The organism is Thermodesulfobacteriota bacterium, assembly GCA_035325995.1.
Taxonomy (GTDB): domain Bacteria; phylum Desulfobacterota_D; class UBA1144; order Nemesobacterales; family UBA2774; genus JADLGH01.
Window position 1 is genome coordinate 193,621 of record DAOKYU010000002.1, and the last position, 23,349, is coordinate 216,969.

25 protein-coding genes and 1 tRNA gene are annotated in these 23,349 nt (G+C 57.4%); 12 read left to right on the forward strand and 14 right to left on the reverse strand.

The genetic code is table 11. The features are described 5' to 3' along the window. Positions 1-107: 107 nt before the first annotated feature. From PKC29_03800 to PKC29_03810, 3 genes are all read left to right on the forward strand, one after another. Complete coding sequence (locus tag PKC29_03800) at positions 108-1,358, forward strand: right-handed parallel beta-helix repeat-containing protein (protein ID HML94537.1); 1,251 nt, start codon at positions 108-110, stop codon at positions 1,356-1,358. 226 nt (positions 1,359-1,584) lie between these two features. Next, a complete protein-coding gene (locus PKC29_03805) occupies positions 1,585-2,898 on the forward strand; it encodes a tetratricopeptide repeat protein (protein ID HML94538.1) in 1,314 nt (437 codons plus the stop codon). Between the two features lie 9 nt (positions 2,899-2,907). Next, entirely contained in the window at positions 2,908-3,480 is a 573-nt protein-coding gene (locus tag PKC29_03810; GenBank protein HML94539.1) for a hypothetical protein, read from the forward strand. Positions 3,481-3,537: 57 nt separating this feature from the next. Here PKC29_03810 and PKC29_03815 read toward each other — a convergent pair whose 3' ends face one another. The 7 genes from PKC29_03815 to PKC29_03845 all read right to left on the reverse strand — a co-directional run bounded on the left by PKC29_03815 (position 3,538) and on the right by PKC29_03845 (position 8,895). Beyond that, positions 3,538-3,999 carry a hypothetical protein gene (locus PKC29_03815; GenBank protein HML94540.1) on the reverse strand — a complete coding sequence of 154 codons (462 nt, stop codon included), beginning with the start codon at positions 3,997-3,999 and terminating at the stop codon, positions 3,538-3,540. Between the two features lie 117 nt (positions 4,000-4,116). Further along, a complete protein-coding gene (locus PKC29_03820; GenBank protein ID HML94541.1) occupies positions 4,117-4,887 on the reverse strand; it encodes an SDR family oxidoreductase in 771 nt (256 codons plus the stop codon). Between the two features lie 174 nt (positions 4,888-5,061). Next, complete coding sequence (locus PKC29_03825; protein HML94542.1) at positions 5,062-5,919, reverse strand: alpha/beta hydrolase; 858 nt, start codon at positions 5,917-5,919, stop codon at positions 5,062-5,064. Between the two features lie 49 nt (positions 5,920-5,968). Then, the gene (locus tag PKC29_03830; GenBank protein ID HML94543.1) at positions 5,969-6,697 is read right to left on the reverse strand and encodes an RNA polymerase sigma factor; all 729 of its coding nucleotides are present in this window, start codon (positions 6,695-6,697) and stop codon (positions 5,969-5,971) included. Positions 6,698-6,857: 160 nt separating this feature from the next. After that, on the reverse strand, positions 6,858-7,205 hold the full coding sequence (locus PKC29_03835; GenBank protein HML94544.1) for a hypothetical protein: 348 nt from the start codon (positions 7,203-7,205) through the stop codon (positions 6,858-6,860). Between the two features lie 153 nt (positions 7,206-7,358). Beyond that, on the reverse strand, positions 7,359-8,099 hold the full coding sequence (locus PKC29_03840; protein ID HML94545.1) for an SDR family oxidoreductase: 741 nt from the start codon (positions 8,097-8,099) through the stop codon (positions 7,359-7,361). 97 nt (positions 8,100-8,196) lie between these two features. Then, on the reverse strand, positions 8,197-8,895 hold the full coding sequence (locus PKC29_03845; GenBank protein ID HML94546.1) for a sigma-70 family RNA polymerase sigma factor: 699 nt from the start codon (positions 8,893-8,895) through the stop codon (positions 8,197-8,199). 264 nt (positions 8,896-9,159) lie between these two features. Between PKC29_03845 and PKC29_03850 the strand changes: the two genes are divergently transcribed. Beyond that, positions 9,160-11,118: a sigma 54-interacting transcriptional regulator gene (locus PKC29_03850; protein HML94547.1), complete on the forward strand. Its 1,959-nt coding sequence runs from the start codon at positions 9,160-9,162 to the stop codon at positions 11,116-11,118. On the opposite strand, the gene PKC29_03855 is transcribed toward PKC29_03850, so the two are convergent. Beyond that, positions 11,044-11,970 carry a tetratricopeptide repeat protein gene (locus PKC29_03855; GenBank protein HML94548.1) on the reverse strand — a complete coding sequence of 309 codons (927 nt, stop codon included), beginning with the start codon at positions 11,968-11,970 and terminating at the stop codon, positions 11,044-11,046. The two genes, PKC29_03850 and PKC29_03855, sit on opposite strands and share 75 nt — an antisense overlap. Positions 11,971-12,376: 406 nt before the next feature. Between PKC29_03855 and PKC29_03860 the strand changes: the two genes are divergently transcribed. The 4 genes from PKC29_03860 (at position 12,377) to PKC29_03875 (ending at position 15,358) form a co-directional block, all read left to right on the forward strand. After that, positions 12,377-12,462 (forward strand) — tRNA-Ser (locus PKC29_03860). 595 nt (positions 12,463-13,057) lie between these two features. Further along, a complete protein-coding gene (locus PKC29_03865) occupies positions 13,058-13,657 on the forward strand; it encodes a DNA starvation/stationary phase protection protein (protein ID HML94549.1) in 600 nt (199 codons plus the stop codon). A 23-nt stretch (positions 13,658-13,680) separates the two neighbouring features. Beyond that, on the forward strand, positions 13,681-14,574 hold the full coding sequence (locus tag PKC29_03870; GenBank protein HML94550.1) for an oxidoreductase: 894 nt from the start codon (positions 13,681-13,683) through the stop codon (positions 14,572-14,574). Next, the gene (locus PKC29_03875) at positions 14,564-15,358 is read left to right on the forward strand and encodes an SDR family oxidoreductase (protein ID HML94551.1); all 795 of its coding nucleotides are present in this window, start codon (positions 14,564-14,566) and stop codon (positions 15,356-15,358) included. Before PKC29_03870 ends, PKC29_03875 begins: the two co-directional genes overlap by 11 nt. 248 nt (positions 15,359-15,606) lie before the next feature. Here the strand turns inward: PKC29_03875 and PKC29_03880 are convergent, their stop codons facing one another. Together PKC29_03880 and PKC29_03885 are read right to left on the reverse strand one after the other, a co-directional pair. Next, positions 15,607-16,668 carry an NAD(P)-dependent alcohol dehydrogenase gene (locus PKC29_03880; protein ID HML94552.1) on the reverse strand — a complete coding sequence of 354 codons (1,062 nt, stop codon included), beginning with the start codon at positions 16,666-16,668 and terminating at the stop codon, positions 15,607-15,609. Positions 16,669-17,056: 388 nt separating this feature from the next. After that, the gene (locus tag PKC29_03885) at positions 17,057-17,566 is read right to left on the reverse strand and encodes a carbonic anhydrase (GenBank protein HML94553.1); all 510 of its coding nucleotides are present in this window, start codon (positions 17,564-17,566) and stop codon (positions 17,057-17,059) included. A 280-nt stretch (positions 17,567-17,846) separates the two neighbouring features. Between PKC29_03885 and rsmI the strand changes: the two genes are divergently transcribed. After that, the gene (rsmI, locus tag PKC29_03890) at positions 17,847-18,686 is read left to right on the forward strand and encodes a 16S rRNA (cytidine(1402)-2'-O)-methyltransferase (protein ID HML94554.1); all 840 of its coding nucleotides are present in this window, start codon (positions 17,847-17,849) and stop codon (positions 18,684-18,686) included. A gap of 54 nt (positions 18,687-18,740) precedes the next feature. Here rsmI and PKC29_03895 read toward each other — a convergent pair whose 3' ends face one another. Genes PKC29_03895 through gshB form a run of 4 tightly spaced genes read right to left on the reverse strand, consistent with a single transcriptional unit; the run spans position 18,741 to position 21,721 of the window. Then, positions 18,741-18,923: a hypothetical protein gene (locus tag PKC29_03895; protein HML94555.1), complete on the reverse strand. Its 183-nt coding sequence runs from the start codon at positions 18,921-18,923 to the stop codon at positions 18,741-18,743. Between the two features lie 53 nt (positions 18,924-18,976). Next, a complete protein-coding gene (gene gatA / locus PKC29_03900) occupies positions 18,977-20,437 on the reverse strand; it encodes an Asp-tRNA(Asn)/Glu-tRNA(Gln) amidotransferase subunit GatA (protein ID HML94556.1) in 1,461 nt (486 codons plus the stop codon). 13 nt (positions 20,438-20,450) lie between these two features. Further along, complete coding sequence (gatC, locus tag PKC29_03905) at positions 20,451-20,741, reverse strand: Asp-tRNA(Asn)/Glu-tRNA(Gln) amidotransferase subunit GatC (protein HML94557.1); 291 nt, start codon at positions 20,739-20,741, stop codon at positions 20,451-20,453. Between the two features lie 20 nt (positions 20,742-20,761). Beyond that, positions 20,762-21,721, reverse strand: coding sequence for a glutathione synthase (gene gshB, locus PKC29_03910; protein ID HML94558.1), 960 nt, complete (start codon positions 21,719-21,721; stop codon positions 20,762-20,764). Between the two features lie 151 nt (positions 21,722-21,872). On the opposite strand from gshB, the gene PKC29_03915 reads away from it, so the two are divergent. The 3 genes from PKC29_03915 to PKC29_03925 are packed head-to-tail and all read left to right on the forward strand — an operon-like array spanning position 21,873 to position 23,292. Beyond that, positions 21,873-22,124 (forward strand): hypothetical protein, encoded by a 252-nt coding sequence (locus PKC29_03915; protein HML94559.1) that lies wholly within the window; start codon positions 21,873-21,875, stop codon positions 22,122-22,124. Beyond that, complete coding sequence (gene nfi, locus PKC29_03920; GenBank protein HML94560.1) at positions 22,111-22,812, forward strand: deoxyribonuclease V; 702 nt, start codon at positions 22,111-22,113, stop codon at positions 22,810-22,812. The genes PKC29_03915 and nfi overlap by 14 nt, the downstream gene beginning before the upstream one ends. A gap of 3 nt (positions 22,813-22,815) precedes the next feature. After that, entirely contained in the window at positions 22,816-23,292 is a 477-nt protein-coding gene (locus PKC29_03925; protein HML94561.1) for a dual specificity protein phosphatase family protein, read from the forward strand. Positions 23,293-23,349 lie beyond the last annotated feature (57 nt).

Below are 23,349 nucleotides of genomic sequence, written 5' to 3' on the forward strand. Positions count from 1 at the left end.
ACTTTCAAGACTATTTAAAGGAGGAAATAACCATGAGGAGGTTATTCGGATTTAAAGACAATTTTTACGCTCCCGCTTTAAAAGGGGGCTTGCTCGTTTTGGCTGTAATGATTTTCACCTTATTCATTCCCGATGGAGCCAGGGCCGCCGAGCTCGTTATCGACAGCACGATCGACGCCGTGGACGACAATCCCGGGGACGGGCTCTGCGACGACGGCTCCGGCAACTGCACCTTGCGCGCGGCCGTCATGGAATCGAACGCGCTCGCCGGGGACGATGAAATCTTTCTCTCGGACGAAGTATATATCCTGACCATACCCGGCACCGACAACCTCGCCGCTGACGGCGACCTCGACATAAGGGACAATCTTATAATCCACGGGGCCGGTGCGGGAGAAACGGTCATCGACGCCGGGAACATAACGCGCGCCTTTCACTTGATCGACGATGACGACCTCGCGCAGATCGAGGTCAGGCTGCTCGGCCTCACGATCCGGAGCTCGATCGCCGGAAACGCGGGCGGTGCGATAAGGAACGTCTCCGAAATTCTCTTTCTCGAAGGCGTGAGCGTTCAGGACAGCACCGCGCCAAGGGGCGGGGGCATATACGTCGGGCCGGACGGCAGGGCTTCGATATTCAGCTCCGCAATTATAAACAACAGCGCGACGGACGACCCGGGCCAGGAGCGGGGTGGGGGCATATACAACTCGGGTGAGACTGTAATCTTGAACACGACGATCAGCGGAAACACGGCCGGCGACCTCGGCGGAGGTATTTTCAACGACGGCGGATTCGACGCCGTTTTCTCGACCATAGCCGGTAACGTCACGGAGGCCGGGCTCCCGGGCGGAATACACCAGGCGGTCGGAAGCAATACCCAGTTCTTCGGAACCATAATAGCCGGAAACTCCACGGGCGACTGCGGCGGCGTATTCATCGAATCACTCGGGTACAACGTCTCGACCAGCGACTGTAACCTGACGGACCCGACGGATTTACCCGATACCGATCCACTGATCGGCCCGCTTCAGGATAACGGCGGGACCACTCTGACGCATGCCGTCCTCGAGGGCAGCCCCGCGATAGACCTTGCGGATAACGAATTCCTCTGCCTCGGCGCCGGTATAGACCAGACGGGCGCGATAAGACCGGTCGACGGCGACGGGAACGGCAGCGAAATATGCGACGCGGGCGCGTTCGAATTCGTCCCGGCGGCGGCGGTTCCTGAAAGCGGCGGCGACGGCGGATGCTCGCTCGCCAGGCCTGGCGCTTCGGGAACCGGATCACTGGCCGCTTATCTCCTCGTCCCGCTCTTCGTGTTAATCGCACGAATCCGAAGAAGGTTCGGTTCTTTGTAACGTATATTCGGTAAAGCCGCCCCCGGGAGGGGGCGGCAAATCCGGGCATAGGAGCGAGAGCGGAATGAACTTTTTAACCACGAGCTACTACTCACTACTGCGAATAAAAAGGCGCGGAGCGAAGCTCCCCGCAGGGCGAACGGCCCGTCCTGGAATCGAAAAAATGTTGAATCACCGGGATAAATATTCTAGTATATGTCTACTTCTTCCAGAGGAGGATGGAGCGGTGCGGCCCGTCCGGGTTCTCTTTTTTTTGACTATTCTCGTCTTTTCCCAATCCGCTTTCGCGGAGCTCAGGCTGACGGAAACGGAAGCGGGCAAGGCCTTTAAATCCGGCGATTACGACAAGGCCCTGACCGGGCTCAAGGCCCTCCTCGAAGAATATCCCGACGACGCGGTAACGATACTGCGCTACATAGGTATCTCGTATCACCGCCTGGGGCAATACGAAAAGGCAATCGCCGCCTTCGAGCAGGCGCTCGAAATCGACCCGCAGAACGTGCCGGCTCTCTTCTACATGGCCTCGACGTATTTCAAAATCAGCGATTCCGCCGCGGCGCGCGAGATATTCGAAAGGATTGTCATCCTCGCGCCGGAATCTCTTTACGCCGAATGGTCCGAGCGTTACGTCCAGGCAATAATCCAGCGTGAGACCGAGTACAAGCAGCCAGGCGGCCCGAGGCTCTACGACGTCTTCATCCAGGTAGCTCCGCAGCTCGACTTCAACGTCCCCGAAGACCCGAACGCAGGCAGCACGTTCAGCGACGACGAATCCTTCAGGTTCACCGAATACGCCTCGCTCGGCCTCAGGACGAAGCAGCTCGGCAAGTGGATGCTCGGCGCATATTTCTCCACCTACCAGAGCCAGCACACGAAAAAGAGCATGAGGGAATTCAATCTCTCGACGTTCAACATCTCGCCCTACATCAACTATACGACGACTATACTCGGGAAATCCTTCTCGCCGATGCTGAGCTACAATTTCAACTATTCGCTCCTCGATTACGACAGCTACAGCAACTCCCATACTATAACCGCAACTTTTAACACCGGCCTCACACCCAACACGCTCACGATGCCCTACTACAGGATTTCGTTCGACAGCTTCGACGACAAGGGCTTCGACCCTGCCGTATCTTCCCGCAGCGCGACGAACAACGCCTTCGGGATAGTGCAGTATTTCTTCTTTATGGAAAGGGCCGTCAACGTCTGGCTCGCGTACGAGTTTCAGCATAACGACGCCGACGGGCTCAACTTCAACTTCAACGGCAACAAATTCGGCGCGGGCTTTTCAGTGCCTATAGTTTGGGAAATAAGGGGAGACCTGAGCGGGGAATACCAGAGGGACGATTATCCCGACTTTCAGGGCCCGAGGGACAGGGAGACGAACAGGGTGAACTTATTCGTGCGGCTGGCGAGGAACATCGCAGGCCCGGTTTACGGGGCGTTTTCGTACAGCTATACGAACGAGAACTCGAATTACGAAGTGCTCGAGTTCGACAGGCACATCCTTACTTGGTCTCTCTTTCTCAGCTACTGAGGTAAAATTATGAGTGTCATAAGAGAAAAAATGAAAATCCTCTCGCGTAAAATCGGCAGACCGCTGCTTTTGCTCCTGCCTGCGTTTTTGGTCTCCGTTCAGGGCCTTGCGGCGGACTCCGCCACGAACGCGAGCCTGGGCGCCGCCGAGAAGACCGACCTCGAAACGGGGGCCATCGAGCCCGTCGATTCCGTGAAGAACAACCCCGATCTGCTCTACGTGCTCGAGGTGCTCCTCCGTGCGCCCGTCACCCAGCTCAAGGACGGCGAGCCGCCCTACAACCAGCAGCCTCCCGACGCACAGGACGATTTCAGGACCAGGGTGATCCCCACGCCTCCACCCACAGTGCCGACGGACCCGCCTACCGTTCCGACAAACCCGCCGCCGGTTATACCGACCATGCCCCCGCCGCCGATCCCGACGGACCCGCCAGTGCCGACGAGGCCGCCCGACAGGCCGAGGCCGCAGTTCCCGCAATTCCCCGGCAGACCGGTTATTCCCGATAACCCGGATAATCCCGATAATCCGGACAACCCCAACAATCCGCCGACCCTGCCGGATATTCCAAATCCGAACGATTGAGATTCCGGCAGACGGGAATTTCAATCGGACTGCCTCCACAAGTCCGGCAAGGATCGATCACAGGAACCTGTATCTCATTTCGGGCGCTACAGCTCTCCCGGCCCGCGAGCGGCTGATCGCCCGGAAGGTTAGCACGATCCCGATAATAGCCGGCAATGTGACTGCGGGAAAGTCACGGGGGATTACGGACGGAGAGCAAATGCCGACCGCGATCTCCCAGAAGTGAAAAACGGCGTGCGCAACGAGCCACAACGTCGCCGCGCCCCATAGCCCGACGCGTCGCCTCGGGCTGAACATGCCGATCACGAAGGCAAGGCCGAGGAAAAGTTGAATTATTCCTATGTCGCGGATGAAGTGCTGGTTAAAGAAGCCCGTGTCCACAACGCCCGGCACGAGATCGTACCAGGCCGATGGAGCGACGAGCATGAAAATCCCGTTTGCCGACAGGAATATCCCGTTGAACGCGACCATTATAAATACCAGCACCGAGACGGCGCTGACTCCGGTCGTCCTCTTCATGATCTAACCCCCCTCATGAAATTAAGTGTTTGTCCGTGCCTGAAGCAAACTTCCCCGCAGGCACGGACGGTTCTCTATTGTAAGCCCCGGCGAAGCGGGCCGCTCCGGTCGCAGGTCTTACTGCCCGTGCCCTGCCGCGGGAGAAGCGGAGTTAATAAGCCAGTCCCGGAAACGCGTCTGTGCTATGCGCGCTCCCTCGTCCGGGGTGAGAGACCGGTCGTCCACGTCTATGCCGAAGTATCGCGCGGCGCTGTCCGTGACCACCCGGCGCGTGTCCCCGGTTGCATTCAGGTACATGCGAACGAGCTCGTCGAGACGGAATTTCTCGGGGCCTGCGACCTCGACGATGCCGTTCACGGGCTCCCCGAGCGTTACGTCAGCAAGGGCCTCGGCCACGTCGTCCGAGACTATGGGCTGGATAAGGGCCGGCGGCAGGATCACTTTCTGTCCGTCTGTCGAGAATTGTGCAATGCCTCCCACGAACTCGAAGAACTGCGTCGCGCGCAAAATCGTGTAAGGAATCCCTGACGCCTTGATCAGGTCTTCCTGCGCCATCTTCGCCCGGAAGTAACCACTCTGGAGAAGGCGCTCGGTGCCGACGACCGACAATGCAACGTGGTACCTCACACCCGCGGCGTGCTCCGCCGCGAAGAGGTTGCGGCCGGACGTCTCGAAAAATTCTATGGCCGCCTTGTCTTCGAACGAAGGCGAGTTCGCCACGTCTACGACGGTCCCCGCGCCTGAAAGCGCTTCGGATAGTCCCTCGCCGGTGATCGTATTCACACCGGTGCCGGGCGACGCCGCCGTCACGTTATGGCCGAGCCCTCGAAGCCTGTCCACGAGCTTGCTCCCTATGAGCCCGGTGCCGCCGATAACGACGATTTTCATGGCGGACGGTCTGTTTTTATCGGTGTCGCTCTGATTGGCAAGGTTTTCCTTTTTCATGATGGACCTCCCTTTATTTAACAATAACCGGCTTTTTCACTGGCCGGGATTGCATTTGTTTTTGTGCCGATTTGTCGTTCGAATAAAGCCCCCGCAGCCTGCCGGTATATCCCCCGATCAAGCCGCTTTGGAGCTGTTCCGGGCTTTGCCCAAAAACTCCAGCAGGTCGGCGTTGATCCGTTCCTGGTGAGTGGACGTCATCCCGTGCGGAGCCCCCGGATAAACGAGCACCTTCGCCCCCTCGATGAGCCTGGCGGATTTCTCCGCATGGTTCTTGACCGGGACGATCTGGTCGTCATCTCCGTGCATCACCAGAGTCGGTATATCGAACTTCTTGAGGTCTTCGGTAAGGTCCGTCTCGGAGAACGCCTTTATGCTTTCGTATGCGTTTATCTGCCCGCACTGCATGCTCCAGAGCCAGAATTGATCGAGAGTCCCCTGGGGAACACTGGCTCCTTTCCTGTTGGCGCCGTAGAATGAAACGGCCAGGTCCTTATAGAACTGCGAGCGATTCCCGGCGAGGCCGGCCCTGAGCCCGTCGAACACCTCGATCGGCAAACCTTCGGGATTATCCGGTGTTTTGAGCATGAGCGGCGGAATTGCGGATACGAGCACCGCGCTGGCGACGCGCTTCGACCCGTGCCGGCCTATGTAGCGCGCCACCTCTCCGCCCCCGGTGGAATGGCCCACCAGCGTCGCATCCTTAAGGTCGAGCGCTTCGATGACGGCCGCAAGATCGTCGGCGTACCCGTTCATGTCGTTCCCCGACGAGGTCTGGCTCGACCGCCCGTGCCCGCGCCTGTCGAGCGCTATGGCCCGAAAGCCGTTCCGCACCAGAAAGTGCATCTGTCCGTCCCACGCGTCGGCGTTGAGCGGCCAGCCGTGGCTGAAGACCACGGGCCGCCCGCTGCCCCAGTCCTTGTAATAGATATTTATGTCCGCTCCGTTTTCTTTTCCTACAGTTACAAAAGCCATGGTCTAATACCTCCTGTTCTTATGGTTTTCTTTTTTTTGTGAAACCGCTTTATCCCGCTTTGGCCCGTTTGACTTCCTCGGGCCGGTAAAAATAACCGGAGAGTCTTCCCGTCAGGAAAAGCCTCGCCCGCCGGATTCTCGTCTTCGCTCCCTCGACCGAGATGCCGAGGATTTCCGCCGCCTCGCTATCGCCGAGCCCCTCGACGTCTGCGAGCTGGAAGACCGCCCTGTAGCCAGCCGGCAGCTCGCCCAGGGCGTGCCCGATTTTGCCGAGCCATTCCTGTGCGTCGGCCGCATCACTGAAACCACGCGGGCTCCCGAAAGCCCGTTCAAGCGCCCTATGCTCCCGGAAGGGCGGATACTCGTCCGGGCTTTCGCTCCTCTTATGCTCCTTTTCGACCCCTAGACGTGCGAAGCACAGGCGAAGAACTATCCCGTAAAACCAGGTCGTGAGCTTCGCGCCTTCATGAAAGGAATCCGGTGTCTCTATCGAAAGAAACGCTTCCTGGAGAACCTCCCCCGCGTCGTACGCGTCGAGCGTTACCCTGAGTGAAACCATGAAGACTGCGCCCGCGTAACGGTCTACCATCTCGTTAAACGCCTCCTCGTCCCGGCCTCGTTTCAGCCGGAGGACGAGCTCTTCATCGGACGCGCTCTTGACGTCTTTTGCAGCTGCCGGTCCGGCCGTTCGCCCTACGTGCGAATTCCCGCCGACGGTCTCCCGGTAACCGCTTTCCGCATCCAAAAACCCCGTGTCTGAAATTTGCGTTCCTTTCATAATCTGCCTCCGGTCGTATTGCCGCTCCCGTTGAGACGTGGGGTCTTTACTGCCCACTCCGTAAGCGCTATCCATGATGTTTCATAACTAGCCGAATCTATCCCCGGGTGGTGAGGGGGGCCGGCTTCGAACCCCCTCTCCCGAAACCGTGCTGCGGGAATTAATCCACGTAGAGGATCCATCCCCCCGGCGTCTGCTCGGCCCTGCCTGTAACCTGCACCCCTTTATGAACAGGGTTCAGCTGAACCTTCATCAGCCCTTCCTGGAGCCCCTGAAGGTAATAGACGGTCCCTTCGTTCGTCACCAAAATATGCTGATGCGGCGGCTGATTCTTGCACGGGCCGTCGGCTATCACCGGATTGACCGTCCCCTTCTCGTAATCGGGGAGCAGGCAGATGACGTTGCCGGTCACCGTTATCTGCTCGTCCTTCGCAAAGCCCGGGCCGGCCAGTGAAATCGAGAATGCGAAAGCTAACATCGTGGACAAAATGAGTATGTTTTTTCTCATTGTGTCACCTCCGTTTTATTAATGTTGATCTGCTTCATACAGAGTAAGATCGACGTTGACGGCAAAGGGATAGCGCCGTTTTCCCAAGCCGGGATAAAGTCTCCGATCCCGCGGGGCGGGTTTTCAGCGTTCGGCGCATTACCCGGAAATCGCTCAGGCAATGCCGGGTCCTCCGTCCACGGATATAACCTGTCCGGTCATCCAGCCCGCTTCGGGCTCCGCCAGCTTTACGATCCAGGAAGCTACTTCCTCCGGATCCCCCCGTCTTCCGAGCGGCACACTGCCGGCCTCTTCCTTCTTGATTTGCTCGACGGCATCCGGGGGCATTCCGGAGCGCGCAAGAATATCGGTTTCCGTCGGCCCGGGCGCGACCGCGTTGACCCGAACTCCGAAAGCAGCCAGCTCCAGGGCCCAGCAGCGCGTAAGATGTTCGAGCGCCGCTTTGGAGGCCGCGTAATGTGAAATCGCCGGCGAGGCCTTGTGCCCGAAGGTGCTGGATATGTTGACAATGGAGCCCTTGGCGGCCTTTAACGACGGCAGAGCCGCCCGGCTGAGCAGCGTCGGCGCCGTAATGTTCGTGGCGAAAAGCGAGGTCACCGTCTCCCGGTCGATCCGGTCGAGCGGGCTCTGAACGAATGCTCCCGCATTGTTGACCAGGACGTCTATACGTCCCCAGTGGTTAATAGCGGTCTGAACGACCCTTTCTATATCCGTCTCGTCCAGTACGTCCGCCGTTAAAGGTTCTATACGATCGGAGACGCCGGCCGTCTCTTCCAAAGGGCCGGCACGGCGTCCCGTGACGAGTACCCATGCCCCCGCTTCGGCGAACTGAAGCGCCGCCGCCCGCCCGATCCCCGTTCCTCCCCCGGTGATTATTACGACTCGATTTTCCATTTCCATTTATCCTTTACTGTGTATTTTCGGTTGTCCCGCTTCATATAAAATCGGATCGATGTTGACGGCAAAGGGATAGCAGCCATTTCCATAATCCTTATACGAAGTCCGAAAGACGTGTCCTTAAGAAAAGCCTTGCCCTCCGAATCCTGAATTTAACCGTGGCGATTGGCAGGTTCAGAACTTTCGCCGCCTCGGGATTTGTGAGACCTTCCACGTCTCTCAAATGGAAGACCGTCCTGTAAACAACGGGGAGCTCGTTTACCGCCCGCTCCAGCTTTTCCAGGAGCTCCCGGCTGGAAAACGGGTCACCGTGTCCGCGGCTAGGGTCCTCGATCTCGAATCCGTTCGATGCACGCTCTTCGAGGCTAAGGTCGTTCCTGTACTTTTTTTCGGCCCTTAGATAGGCGAAGCTTTCATTCGCCGTGACGCTGTAAAGCCATGACGAAAATTTGCCTCCTTCGCTGAGGGTTTCGAGCCTGGTCGCGAGCTTGATAAACACCTCCTGCAAAACCTCTTCTGCGCCCGTCGTGCTGCGCGTAATCCTGAGAGCGGTCCTGAATATCTTCTCCCCGTGCCTGTTTACCATTTCGTTAAAGGCTTCTTCGTCCTGCGTCTCGACGTAGAGGCGGACAACTTCCGCATCGCCGAGCCGCTCGAGGTCTTGCTTCGCTCTTCGTCCGTCCGGATGCTCATCCATAAAGTATCCGGCGCCCGGTTTATTCCCTGGCGTGTACAGGTTCTCGGACTTTTCATACAGGGCCTGTTCTGCTATTGCCGCGATCTTCTTTTCCATTCCTTTTCTCCTTGTCGATTTCGGTGGATATCGGTTGACTGTCCGGAATCTCGACAACGATAAGTGCAAGGGCCATGCCGCGGAGTGAAAGCTTGCGGATTCGCGGGCTAAGTGCCCGGTCTCACTTTCGTTTGAGTAAAATCACGTTTTGGTTTATTCTCTAGAATCTCCGGTGTGGGGTTAGGAAATATCGTCACCATTGGGAAATGTCACGATCGGAACGAAATATCCTTTCCGGTCTTTCCGCCGATTTCAGGAGATATGATGGATGATTCTGAAAAGTCCAGATACAACGAGCTTATACTGAACGCCGCGGGCGAGGGGCTGGCCAGCGCCGACATCAACGGGAACCTCACGTTCATTAATCCTGCCGGGGCAAAAATGCTCGGCTGGGAAGTCGAGGAGCTGATCTCCAGGCCCGGGCACGATATAATGCACCACACGAAACCCGACGGCAGTCCCTATCCGCTCGAAGAATGCCCGATATACGCGGCATTCCAGGACGGCGTCGTCCGCTTCGAGGATAACGAGATGTTCTGGAGGAAAGACGGCTCGTCTTTCCCGGTGGAATATACGAGCACCCCGATTCGGGAGGGCGGGAAGTTCGTGGGTACGGTGCTTGTCTTCAGGGATATCACCGCGCGAAAAGCGGCGGAGAAAACGCTCAGGGAAACCCTCGGCCGGTTGTCGAAGATGAACCGGTATGAATCGATTATCAGCGTCGTCACACGAACCGTGCACCGGACGATCAACCTCCAGGAAGTCCTGGATAACGCGGTCGAAGCCTTGAGCGAGAACATAGATAAGGCCCAGCACGTCTCGATTTACATGGTCGAAGGGGGGAATGCGATAATGCGGGCGTACAGGGGCTACCCTGACTGGTTTGTCGAGCGCGTCAAAAGTATCCCTTATCCGGCAGGCCTTACGTGGAAAATAATAACGGACGGCAAGCCCAGATACTGCGCGAACGTAGATCATGACAAAACCATAGGCCCGGCCGCGAGGGAAGCCGGGATAAAGAGCTATTTATGCATGCCCGTTTTCCTCGAGGGCAAAAGCGTGGGGACTATTAATGTATCTTCCCTTCACAAAAATGTTTTCGATAAGGAAGAGATCCAGCTTCTCAAGAACGTCGCGCAGCAGGTCGGGACGGCGATCAACAACGCCCATCAGGCCGAGGCGCTGAAAAAGGCGCTGTCCAAGGTGGAAGAGCTCAAGAACCGGCTTCAGGCCGAAAACATTTACCTCCGGGAAGAGATCAAGACCGAATATAACTTCGACGAAATCATCGGCCGGAGCGAAGCCCTGATGAACGTATTGCGCAAGGTGGAGCACGTGGCTCCCACGGAAGCCACGGTTCTGATCCAGGGCGAGACCGGCACCGGGAAGGAGCTCGTAGCCCGTGCGATTCACCATTTCAGCCTGCGCAAGGACAGGCCGCTCGTTAAAGTGAACTGCCCGGCCCTTCCGGCGGGGCTCATCGAAAGCGAGCTCTTCGGCCACGAGAAGGGGGCTTTCACGGGGGCGCTCTCGCCCAAAACAGGCCGCTTCGAGCTGGCCGACGGGGGGACGATATTCCTCGACGAGATCGGCGACCTGCCGCTGGAGCTGCAGGCAAAGCTCCTCCGGGTGCTCCAGGAAGGCGAGTTCGAGCGCCTGGGCGGCTCCCGTTCCATCAAGGTTTCCGTCAGGGTCATCGCCGCGACAAACCGCGACCTCAAGCAGGCCGTGGAAGAGGGCAAATTCCGGGCCGACCTTTTTTACCGGCTGAATGTCTTCCCGGTCTTCATCCCTCCGCTGAGGGAGCGCAGGGAAGACATCCCCGTACTGGTCGGGCATTTCATAACGAAATACAGCAAAAAGCTGGAGAAAAAAATCGATAATATTTCCCAGGAAATGATGAATGGGCTGCTTGCTCATCCGTGGCCGGGAAATGTGAGAGAGCTCGAGAACGTGATCGAAAGGGCGGTCATCGTCGCGCATAGCCCGGTCATTCAGATCGACGAATCTCTGGACATGCGGCTCGAGGATACCGGCCCCGATACCCGAAGCGCAGGCACGCTCGAGGACGTCGAGCGGAATTACATCCTCCGCGTGCTCGAAGATAAGGGCTGGGTCATCCACGGCGAGCGTGGGGCCGCCGTGGTGCTAGGTATGAATCCGCATACCCTCCGCTCCAGGATGAAGAAGCTCGGGATAAGAAAACCCGGCGGCAGCGGCTGACTCCCCGGCGGCATCGAGCTCGCTGGCCTTGTTAAAATCACGAACCGCGCTGACATAGTCTCCCGCTAAGCATTTAACGAGGCCTCTTCTGCGGTATATGACGGGGAGTTCAGGGCTTAGCAATATGGAATAGTTGTAATCCTCTATCGCACCCCTGTAGTCGTGAATGCTGCTCTTTGCAAGGCCCCTGCCGAAGTAAGCGAGAGAATAGCTCCGGGTATGCTCTCTATAATCCCGGTCGTAGTATGTAAAAAAATAACCGGGCTTAACTTCCATCACATCGTAAAAGCTTTGCAGTGCTATGTTGGTGATTCCCCTGATGAAATGTATATCGGCATAGTTCGGATACAGCTCTATCGCCCTGTTGAAGTCGTCTATGGCCCCCGCGTAGTCACCGATCCCGCTCTTTGCAAAACCGCTTTTACAGTGCTTCCGGCATAGAACACTGTTCGTTTCTATCGCCCTGTCGAGGTCCCGTATCGCGCCTTTATAATCCGCGAGGTTCCGCCTGGCCAGCCCGCGGGTCGCATAAGCCTCGGCATATTCCGGGTCGATCTCTATTGCATTGCCCGAATCCCGAACCGCACCGCTGTAATCACCGAGAACGATCCTGACCAGCCCCCGGGTTACATAAGCTTCTACGTACTCGGAGTCGAGCTCTATTGCCCTGCTGAAGTCCACGAGCGCGCCTTCAAAATCGCCGAACGAGGAATTTGCATACCCCCTGGCGCAATAGGCCTTCGCATCCCCGGTTGCCTGCCTTCTGTGCTCGTCCCGGTCAATCGATAAATCTCTCCAACCGTCCTTCTTGCATTTTACTTCGCCCAAAAAAGTCAGGATAGATTTTCGCATGTTTATCTCGCTATCGTATATTTTTTCACTTTCATAAATGCACGGCCCATAATCCAGCCGCGGGCACCCTTTTAATACTGAAGACGCTAAATCTTTTTATTGGGATAGATACGTGAAAAAACCGGGGCGATCTGTCTTAAGACTCTAGTTCGCGCCGGGGGATACGAAAGGGCGGAGAGGCCCGGCTCGACATGCTTCAACCCCGGATGCCGAGGCCAAGCGAGATTAAAGGACGAGCATCGGGCCACAGTGATATTAAAACCACAATGAGGTATACTCACCCTGAAGATTCATTAAAAGATGCCCTTGAATCTCTAGGCAATTTTGGACAAAATGCTACCAATATCACTACCAATGACAACTCAATCAAATCTGATGTATCATAACTCGTTGTAATTATTGACTTGGAGGGCTGGCAGAACGGCTAATGCACCGGTCTTGAAAACCGGCGTCCGAAAGGACTTGGGGGTTCGAATCCCTCGCCCTCCGCCAATTAAATATCGTTTTTATTCGTCTTCAAATCCAGGATTCTCTCAGTGCTCATTTCCTTACTCGTTTATGTCGAGTACGGTTCTATTCCCTGTTCCCACGCTGTCAGAGGAATTGCCTCGTCCCTGACCTTCATCAGATGTGCGTCGAGATTCTTCCTCTGGTCGTCTGAGAACTTTCGATTATTATGGGTAGCCGGTCCCGGCTCGTTACGTGCAGGAAAAACCCTTGAAGCTTCTTTAACGCGTCTTCTCCACACCCGCAAACGGGGATTCATTCTAATCTTATTCTTGCTGCCGACAGCATTTGTTGCCATGGTATTCGTCTGCGTCTATCTCTCGCCGGGTGTAAAAAGTTCGCGAAGGGAAAGTGCAAAAGGTCTTAATTGCAGGGAGTAATTCATCAGCCGCTCCATATCGACCTGGATATGCCCGGCTTCATCAAGTCGTAAATCGCTGTCCCAGCGTATAGATAGGAGGAGGGGGATTAAGAATAGATTGTGGACGACGGTGAGAGCATTTAAAATTGAAATAAACAAAACAGCCGGCCCGGCCTGGACGTACGCCACGATGCGGGCCGCAGGCAGGGGAGACGAATCATGAAGAAGCAAAGATCGGACAAGGATTATAAGAACATCGGCTCCAGGGCGAAGCCCTTCGTTCACGAGGAAGCCATAGAGATCCAGCCCTACGGGATGATAGTCAAGCTCCCGATAGCGCTGTCCGAGAAGGTCTGTGCGAAGAGCGTCGAGAACCTGAACCAGGTTCTGGCCGATACGATGACGCTCCGTGACCTCTACAAGAAGCACCACTGGCAAGTGGCAGGGCACACCTTCTACCAGCTCCACCTTCTCTACGACAAGCACTTCGGCGAGCAGAGCGAGCTCGTCGACACCATAGCCGAGCGGATTCAGCTCCTAGGCGGGATAAGCCTTGCCATGGCGGCCGACATCGCGGAGACGACGATGATCCCCCGCCCGCCCCGCGGCCGCGAGGAAGTGCCGGTGCAGATTTCCCGCCTGCTCCACGCGCACGAAGTCATACTCCTCGAGGCCAGATCCATGGCGAAGCAGGCATCGGAGGACGGCGACGACGGGACGAACGACCTTCTCGTCAGCAACGTCATACGCACGAACGAGCTCCAGGTGTGGTTCCTCGCGGAGCATTTGGTAGACGTTCCGCTCGTCAGGGCGGATTAATCGATAGTAAGCGGGAGAAAGCGATGAAGAGGACATGGCTGATTACGGGGGCTTCCCGGGGGTTCGGGGCCGAGATAACGAAGGCTGTCCTGGCCGGGGGCGACAGGGTTATAGCGACGGCGCGCAACAAGGCGTCTCTCGAGGATGTGGCGGGCGATGAAAATGCTTTGACTCTCGACCTGGACGTGACCGACCCTGTACAGATAAGGGCCGCCGTGGCGGCGGGGCTCGACCGTTTCGGGCGCATAGACGTTCTCGTGAACAACGCGGGGTACGGCATTATAGGCGCGATCGAAGAGTGCAGCGGGGCCGAGGTCGAGGACGTATACCGGACCAACGTATTCGGCCTCCTGAACGTCACGCGCGCCGTCTTGCCCGCCATGCGAAAGCTTCGCTCGGGGCACATAATCAACATGTCCTCCCTCGGGGGCTACGAGGCTTCGCCGGGATGGGGAATTTACTGCTCGACGAAATTCGCCGTCGAGGGGATAAGCGAGGCGCTATATAAAGAGCTCGCCCCGCTCGGAATCCGCGTTACGGTCGTAGAGCCCGGATTCTTCCGCACCGATTTTCTCGACCGGAGCTCGCTGCACGGGTCCGGGGAGCAGATTGCCGACTACGCCGACATCGTCGGCAAAACCCGGGAATTCGTCTCGGGGCACAACCACAACCAGCCGGGCGACCCCGCCAGGCTCGCACTGGCCATAGTCGAGGTCGCCGATGCCGTCGAGCCGCCGCTCAGGCTGCCTCTGGGGAAGGACGCCATAGCGCGTATCGTGGAGAAGAATTCGTTCGTCGAGCGCGAAACGTCCCGCTGGTATTCACTGGCGGTTTCGACAGGGTACGACGAAGACGCGCGGGAAGAAAAGGACCCTAACGGCAAAAGTTCTTTCAATGGAGTTGCTCATGAAAATTGATTTAACCGGAAAGACGGCTTTGGTGACCGGCTCCACGGCCGGGATAGGTTTCGCCATCGCGCGGAGCTTCGCCGAATCTGGGGCGAAGGTCATTGTAAACGGCAGGTCGAAGGACAGGGTGTCCGAGGCGGTCCGGAAGATAAAGAATGATTTTCCATCTGCCGGTGTAGCCGGAGCGGCGGCCGATCTCGGAACCGCCGAAGGGGCGGAATCTCTTTATAAAGAGGTCCCCTTTGTAGACATTCTGGTAAATAACCTCGGAATATTCGAGCCCAGGCCGTTCTTCGAAATAACGGACGACGACTGGCAGAAGTTTTTCGACGTAAACGTCATGAGCGGCGTCAGGATGTCCCGCCACTTTACGCCGGGCATGGTCGAAAGAAAATGGGGCCGCGTCATTTTTATAGCGAGCGAGTCGGCCATACAGATTCCCGTCGAGATGGTTCATTACGGCATGACCAAGACGGCGCAGCTGGCGGTTTCCCGCGGCCTCGCCGCGACAGTCGCAGGGACGGGCGTAACGGTCAACACGGTAATGCCCGGGCCGACGTGGTCCGAGGGCGTGGAGGTCTTCGTTCAGGGGATGGTCTCCGGCCCCGATAAGGATTTCAAAGCGATTGAAGAGGAATTTTTCGAGACCGCGCGCCCGGGCTCGCTGATCAAGCGTTTCGCGACTCCCGAGGAAATCGCGAACCTCGTCACGTACGTCGCCTCGCCGTTGTCGTCCGCCACGACCGGTGCGGCGCTCAGGGCCGACGGCGGCGTCGCCAATTTTATTCTGTGACCGGCGGCCGAAACAGGCCTCGGCGGAGAGAGGTCAACGCCGTGTATACGGCAACCGGAGCTGAGGGGCGGATCAGGGCCGTTGTAGCCGACACGCTTCCGGGGCGCATTTCCCGTACACACCGCCGGGGAAATACCCGACGGCCCGGGATGGACATCGCTCGATTCTTTCCGGCGTAACCCGGTTTCTGAATCCTGTAAAGCCTGTCGTATCGAAGAACGCCGCGACTCTCACGACGCGGACATATTCTAGAAAACTATGACGGCGCGGCCGATGATGTCGCCGTCCCGGAGAAGCTCCAGGTTTTCGTTGACTTCATCGAGTTTTATTTTCTTTACCGTGTGTTTGATCTTTCCCTCTTCGGCCAGTGTCACGACTTCCTTGAGATCGTTGTAATTCCCCCAGAAGGAGCCGTGGTACGTGAACTCACGGGCCACGAACGGAAAGAGGGGGATGTTTATGCGGTCGCCCACGAGACCGACGGACGAGTAATGGCCCTCCGTCGAGAGGAGGCCGAATCCCGTCTGTATCATCTCCTCCGCCCCGGCGCAGTCTATGACTGCGTCGATCTCCCGGTGTCCGGTTTTCTGGAGCAGCTCTTTACGGATATCGTCGAGAGATTTTCCCTTGATATTGATTGTCTCGTCTGCGCCGTAATCCTTTGCTATCGCCAGCTTCTCGTCGTTCCTGCCGAATGCCACGACGGTTGCGCCCGAGCCGAGAATCTTCGCGTACTGGACCGCGTACGTGCCGAGTCCCCCTACTCCGAAAACTGCGAGCACCCTGTCCGGTCCGAGAGCACCGGCGGCGCGGAGTTTTTTGATTCCCCTGTACGGGGTAAGGCCCGCATCGGTCAGCGGGGCGACTTCTTCGGCCGTAAGGTTATATTGTTTTCCGATCGGCACTAGGTAACTGTAGGGTACGGGGACGTATTCCGAATATCCGCCGTACGGGCCGAAGCCGGGCCAATTCCCGTGGCTGCATATGTGCGTGTTGCCCTCGTGGCATTGCCTGCAGGCGCCGTCTCCCCAGCCCCCGACCACCGCGACGAGGTCGCCCTCGGCAAGTCCCAAGCTCTTGGGTACGAGGCTCCCGATCTTGTCGACGGTTCCCGCGATCTCATGCCCGGGCGTGAGAGGGAAATCGGGCAGCTTGTAGGCTTTGAAATAGCCGTCCAGGAGCTGCCAGTCGGTTCTGCACATCCCGGTTGCCGCGACCTTTACCAGAACCTCGTCTGCCGCAATGTCGGGAACACCTACTTCTTCGATTACGAGAGGCTGTTTATAGCCGTACATGCGTGCTGCAATCATGTGTACTTCCTCCTGTTGTTTGATAGTCCAGGTTGTGGCCGGTCATCGGCCGCTCCTCCCCAATTATAATTAGCGGATTCCCAAAGAAAAAGATTCGGAATTTTTTTGTTCAAAGCAAAAATAATTGATGAGCCCTTCCCCCGGAACAGCCTCGTTTACATGTCTTGGAATGCACTGTTATCGGGGACGGAAAGCACATGATGAAAGTTGAAACTGAAAGTATCGCGAAAGGAATACTCGAGCGCCTCCGATTTGTATCGCAGCGTCCGGTATGGTGCGGCCCCCGCGTAAAGCATCCCGCACGACCGCCCGGGCCGTGCGGGATGAACGCAAGGTAGCATCCGGTTTACCGATATGCCTATGCCGGAAAGGAGGACCCGGCCGTCATCTAACCCTTTACGACTTCCGTCAATTTGCCGTTTTTAACGTCGAAGATGTAGCCTGAAATGCGTATGTCTCCGGAAACGAGCGGATGGCTCCGGAGCCTGCTCACGTCTTCCTTTACGCTCTCTTCGCGGTCCGGAATCGTGAGCCAGTTGATGAAATACCCCTCGTTCGTGTCGAACGTGTTTTTAAGGTCGCCCGATATCTTTTCGTTAGTGAAGGTCTCCATGCCGCAGTCCGAATGGTGTATGACGAACCATTCCCTGGTGCCGAGGACCTCGCTCGAAATCACGAGCGAGCGTATCGCGTCGTCGCTCGCCCTTCCGCCTGCGTTCCTGACTACGTGAGCGTCGCCTTCACTTAGGCCCGCGAACTTCGCCGGGTCGAGCCGGGCGTCCATGCACGTCAGTATCGCGAATTTCCTCGCGGGCGGCATGGCAAGATTCGCTTTTTCGCCGAAGCTGTCCGCGTATTCCGAGTTAGCGTCCAGAATGCTGCTCAGATTCTCACTCATATAAAACCCCCGTCAATTTTTCTTTCCCTGGGATGAGTGCAAATCTCGTGCCAGATTGGATAGTTGAGTTTTTGAGGGGCAGTACGCATGCGGCGGCGAAATACGGGTGGTTACATGTGATACAAAACGGCTAATACTTTGACAGGTGCTTGTTCCGTTCCGGACCGCTTCGAGGTCCCACGGTAATCGAAAGTGGATCGGAAATGCTTAAGGACTTGTCCGATGTTCATCCGGCATGTCCCCTCCTTTCTTTTTAGGTGTGATGTATTATCATCACTTGATGGCGGGAAAGCTCTACATAGTCGGAACCCCGATCGGGAACCTCGAAGACATCACACTCCGCGCCCTCAGGACGCTTAAAGAGGCGGACGTTATCGCGTGCGAGGATACGCGGACGACGCGGAAGCTCCTCTCCCGCTACGGGATAGAAAAGCCCCTCCTCAGCTACCACGAGCACAACGAGACGGTCCGTGCCGAGGAAATCGCCGCGCTGCTCGCCGAAGGCAAAAGCGTCGCACTCGTCACCGACGCAGGCACGCCCTGCATATCCGACCCGGGCTACAGGGCTGTAAGGCTCGCCTCGGAGCGCGGCTTCGAAGTGCTTCCCGTGCCGGGCCCCTCGGCCGCTATCGCGGCCCTCAGCGTATCGGGACTGCCGACATCGGGATTCGTATTTCTCGGCTTTCCTCCGAGGACACGGAAAGCCCTCGGCGAATTCCTCACGCGTGTAAAGGACTACCCCGAAACGCTCGTCTTCTACGAATCCCCGAACCGTGCGGAGAAAACGCTAAAAGTCATGCTCGATACCCTCGGCGACAGGAACGTCTCGCTCGGGAGGGAGATTACCAAACTCTACGAAGAGACGATTAGGGGCAGAATCTCCCAGGTCCTGGAGCGCGTAGAAGAGAAGGGAAGCGTGAAAGGCGAGGTGACACTCATCGTCGAGGGTGCGGACAGGAAGGCGGCAAAGCCCGACTCGGAAACTGTGGAAAGCCTGCTGGAAGGGTACAGGGCCGAAGGTCTCAGCCTGAAGGATGCCGTGAGAAAAACGACGGAGGAAACGGGCGCATCCAAGAGCAGCACATACAAACGTGCGCTCGAAATATGGGGAAAGGGATAGCTTTTAGAATGCCGGACGCTCGGCGGCCCAAATGAAAGCGGCGCTTGCCCGGGATTAATCTTCCTTGCGTTTCCGGGTGAGCCTGTCCTTGTCCACCTCGGAAACTACGCTCACCTGCTTCTCCACTTTCCTCTTTTCCCCGAGCGCCTCCCCCTGAACGTTCGCCTTGCAGGCGTCGCATATGGATGTGTCCGAAGGCTTCCCGCAAAGCATGCATACCTTTTTCTTTTCGGTCATATGTTGGTCCTCCCTTTACTAAATAAGTGTACAGTCCGGAGGGCCGGGATCGTTTATATCGAGGGCTTCCTCGTGTGCCATCCGGCTTCCCTCTCGTATGCGTGCGCGGCGCGTATGACGGACCCTTCGTCGAACGCCTTCCCGAGTACCTGGAGCCCTATGGGCAGCCCGCCCGACGAAAACCCGCACGGGAGCGACACCCCCGGGAGCCCGGCGATGTTGCATGGTATGGTCAGCACGTCGCAGAGGTACATCTTTATAGGGTCGCCCGATTTTTCGCCCGCCTTGAACGCCACCTCGGGCGTCGTCGGCGCGACTATGACGTCGACGTTTTTGAACGCCTCGTCGAAGTCCCGCCTTATGAGCGTCCTCACCTTCTGCGCCTTGAGGTAATACGCGTCGTAATAGCCCGACGAAAGCGCGTACGTCCCCAGCATGATGCGCCGCTTCACCTCGTTCCCGAACCCCTCGGCGCGGGTCTTGAGATACATCTCACCGAGCGAGTGCGCGCCCTTCGCGCGGTAGCCGTACTTCACCCCGTCGTATCGGGCGAGGTTCGAGCTCGCCTCCGAGGGGGCGATTATATAATATGTGAGGACGGCGTATTCCGTATGAGGGAGCGATATCTCCACAATCTCCCCGCCCAGGCTCTCCAGGACGGATATAGCCTTCCTGGCTGCGTCCTCCACTTCGCCGTCCATGCCTTCTATGAAGTATTCCTTCGGCACGCCTATCTTCATGCCCTTTACGTCGTCCCTGAGACTGAGCGTATAATCCGGGACCGGAATATTCGCGCACGTCGAATCGTTCGCGTCATGCCCTGAAATTGTATTCAGTATTATTGCCGTATCCTCGATGGTCTTCGTGAGCGGGCCCGCCTGGTCGAGCGACGAGGCGAACGCTATCATCCCGAACCGGCTCACCCGCCCGTATGTGGGCTTCATCCCGACCACGCCGCAAAAAGCCGCCGGCTGTCGTATCGATCCCCCCGTATCCGTGCCTACGGAGCCGAGGCATAGCGAGGCCGACGTCGCCGCCGCCGAGCCGCCGCTCGACCCGCCCGGGACCCTCTCCGTGTCCCACGGGTTTTTAGTCTGGCCGAAATAGGACGTCTCCGTAGAGGAGCCCATCGCGAACTCGTCCATGTTGTTCTTGCCCGTGATCACGGCGCCGGCTTCGAGGAGCCTTTTCGTCACCGTAGCGTCGTAGGGCGGCATGAAGCTCTCGAGCATACGCGAGCCGCACGTCGCCGGAGCGCCCTTCATGACGAATATGTCCTTGAGCGCGATCGGGATTCCATGGAGCGGTCCCCTGCGCTTGCCGGACGTTATCTCCTTTTCGGCGGTGCGCGCATCTTCCAATGCCCTGTCGGCGAGGACCGTTATATAAGCGTTCAGCTTTTCGTCCACTTCCCCTATGCGCTCGATAACCGCTTCCGTGAGCTCGACGGGGGATATTTCGCCTTTTTCGATCAGATCCGACGCTTCCCTTATGGTTAGAAAAGGAAGTTCCATGCGCTTAGTCTCCTTAATCCTCTATCACCTGCGGGACGACGAAGTACCCGTCTTCCTTCTCGGGGGCGTTAGCGAGCGCCTCTTCCTGGGTAACCCACTCAACGACCCTGTCGTCCCTTAGCGGCGTCGCAATGTCTAAGACGTGCGACGTGGGCTCGACGCCCGTAGTGTCGAGCTCACCCAGCTTTTCTATGTAGGCCAATATATTCCCGAGCTGCTCCGTGAATTCGTCCAGCTCCTCGTCCGTGAATTCGAGCCTCGCGAGCTCGGCGACCTTTACGACTTCCTCTTTTGAAATTTTCATATCCGTTTCCTCGGTGCGCTTCAACCCTTCCGTCCGCAGAGCTCTTCGGCGAAGTCTATGACGTCCTTTTCGAGCCTGACGCCGTCGAGCCTGTTTATCTCCTGGACCCCCGTCGGGCTCGTCGTGTTTATCTCCGTGACGTATCCTCCGATGACGTCGATGCCGACGAAGTATAGCCCGTCCTCACGGAGCCTAGGGCCGAGCGATTCGCAGATTGCGATTTCCCTCTCGGTGAGGCCCGATTTAGCCGGACTGCCGCCGGAATGGAAGTTGCACCTGAACTCTCCCCCCGGCTTCGGGACTCTCAAAACAGCGCCCAGCGGCTCGCCGTTTAGGAGAATGATCCTCTTGTCCCCCTCGCTCACGCGCTCGATAAACTTCTGCGCGAGGACGTATCTCCGCCCGAAATCAGTAATCGATTCGAGTATCACGTTGGCGTTCCTGTCGCCTTCTTTTACGAAGAAAACTCCTTCTCCGCCGTGGCCGTCGAGCGGCTTTACGACCATCTCGCCGCCGACGTCGGACAGGAAACGATTTAGCTGCGGGATGTCCTTCGACACTATCGATTCCGGGATCCATTCGGGGAAGTAGAGCGTGTAGAGCTTCTCGTTCGACTCGCGTATGCCCTTCGGGTCGTTAAGGACCTTCGTCCTGCCGCCGTCTATAAGGCTCAGGATGTAGGTCGAATATATGTAATCCATGTTGAAGGGCGGGTCCTTCCGCATCCAGACGGCGTCGAAGCCCCCGAGCTCCGCAGTCTCCGTCCCCCCGAGCGTGTAGTGATTGCCCTCCTCCCGCCGGAGCGAAACGCGGGTCGCGTTCCCGAAGGGCCTTCCGTGCCTTACGAAAAGGTTCTTAAGCTCCAGGTACCACACCTCGTGCCCGCGCGCCTCGGCTTCCAGCATGAGGACGAACGTGGTGTCTTTTTCGATGTTTATAGACCCTATCGGGTCCATGACGAACGCCATTTTAAGGTTCATGGTTGTGCCCTGCCGGTCGGTTGATTCTACCGAATTTTATCGAAGCGGACAAATCGCCGGGCCGCCGCCGGGGACGCCGTTACGCCCGCCTCGCCCTTGGTGTATACTTTACTTCAGGCCGGGGCTTACGGAGCACGGCGGGCTGAGGACGATGGAAAAGGAAAAACCCACTTCTGCGGAAATCGCCGAGGAAAACCGCAACCTTAGAAGGCTCCGGTTCATGGTCGATTTCACACTCTCGCTCATATATCAATCGGACATGTCCAGGGAAGAGGCTCTCCAGCACGTAGACAAGGTAAAGGGCTACGCTCTAAGACTGTTCCCCGGAAAGGAGCTTGCTTTCGAGCTTTTATACGCACCACGGTTCAAGCGCGCTATCAGGGAAATATATGGATTCCATTGATTACGAGTTACTCGCCGGGCTCTACCGCGGGAAGCCGCCCGAGGTAAGGAAGGCTTTCGATTTTCAGAGGCGCCTCAAAGGCCGCATAATCGGCGAAAGGTCGTTCGGCGAATTAAAGACAGTCGCCGGCGCCGACATATCCATACTTAAATCCGAAAAGAAGCTCATCTGCGGAATAATCGTTTTCTCGTATCCGGACATGACCGAGATCGAGCGCGCGTGGTCGGAAGTCGAGGAAAGCTTCCCCTACATCCCCGGGCTCCTCGCGTTCAGGGAGGGCCCCGCGATAATCGAGACCTACGGGAAGCTCTCCGTAAGGCCCGACGTTCTCATACTCGACGGGCAGGGGACGGCGCATCCCCGCGGCGTCGGCATAGCCTGCCACGTCGGGGTTCTTCTCGACGTGCCCGCAATGGGTATAGCCAAGTCGAGGCTCTACGGCTCGTTCGAAGAACCCGGCGAGGCGAAGGGCTCGTGGACGCCGCTCACCTCGCGCGAGGGCGAGCGCATAGGGGCGGTCCTTCGGACGAAGGACAGGACGAAGCCCGTATTCGTCTCGCCGGGGCACAGGATCGATCTCGAAACCGCGCTCGAAATAGCTCTTGCATGCTCGGGGGGGCTCAGGATTCCCGAGCCGACCAGACTTGCCGACAAATACGTCGCCGAGCTAAAGAAAGGGAGGAAATAGCCTATGCCCGAGAGATTCTCGTGGGTCATCGAAGACGCGCTGGCCGGTATGGAAAGGCCGGGTCTCTTCGAGCCGCTTGACGAAGACCTTCTCTTCCTTAGGGATAAGGGTATCGATGTCATCGTCAACCTCGAAGAAGAGAAATACGTACAGGATTATCCCGGATTCATAGTGAAGCGAATCCCAGTAAACGACTTCAAGCCCCCACGGCCCGAGGATTATGCATCGTTCATGGAATTCATGCTGGCCCAGGCCGCCGGAAAGAAGAAGGTCGTCGTTCACTGCTACGCCGGCATGGGAAGAACGAACCTCATGATAGCCGCCTATCTCATGAACCTGATGAAGATAGACCCCGTCACGGCGCTTAACGTCGTCAAGCTCAAGAGGCCCTTCCACGTGGTTACGTGGGAGCAGGAGGAATCGCTCAAGACATACTTCGACACCATTCGCGAATCCCTCGATATAAAAGAGCCGCTATAGATAATGCATGCGGGCGGGCGTGTAACGGTCCCGTTTTATGGAAATAACCATTCTTTT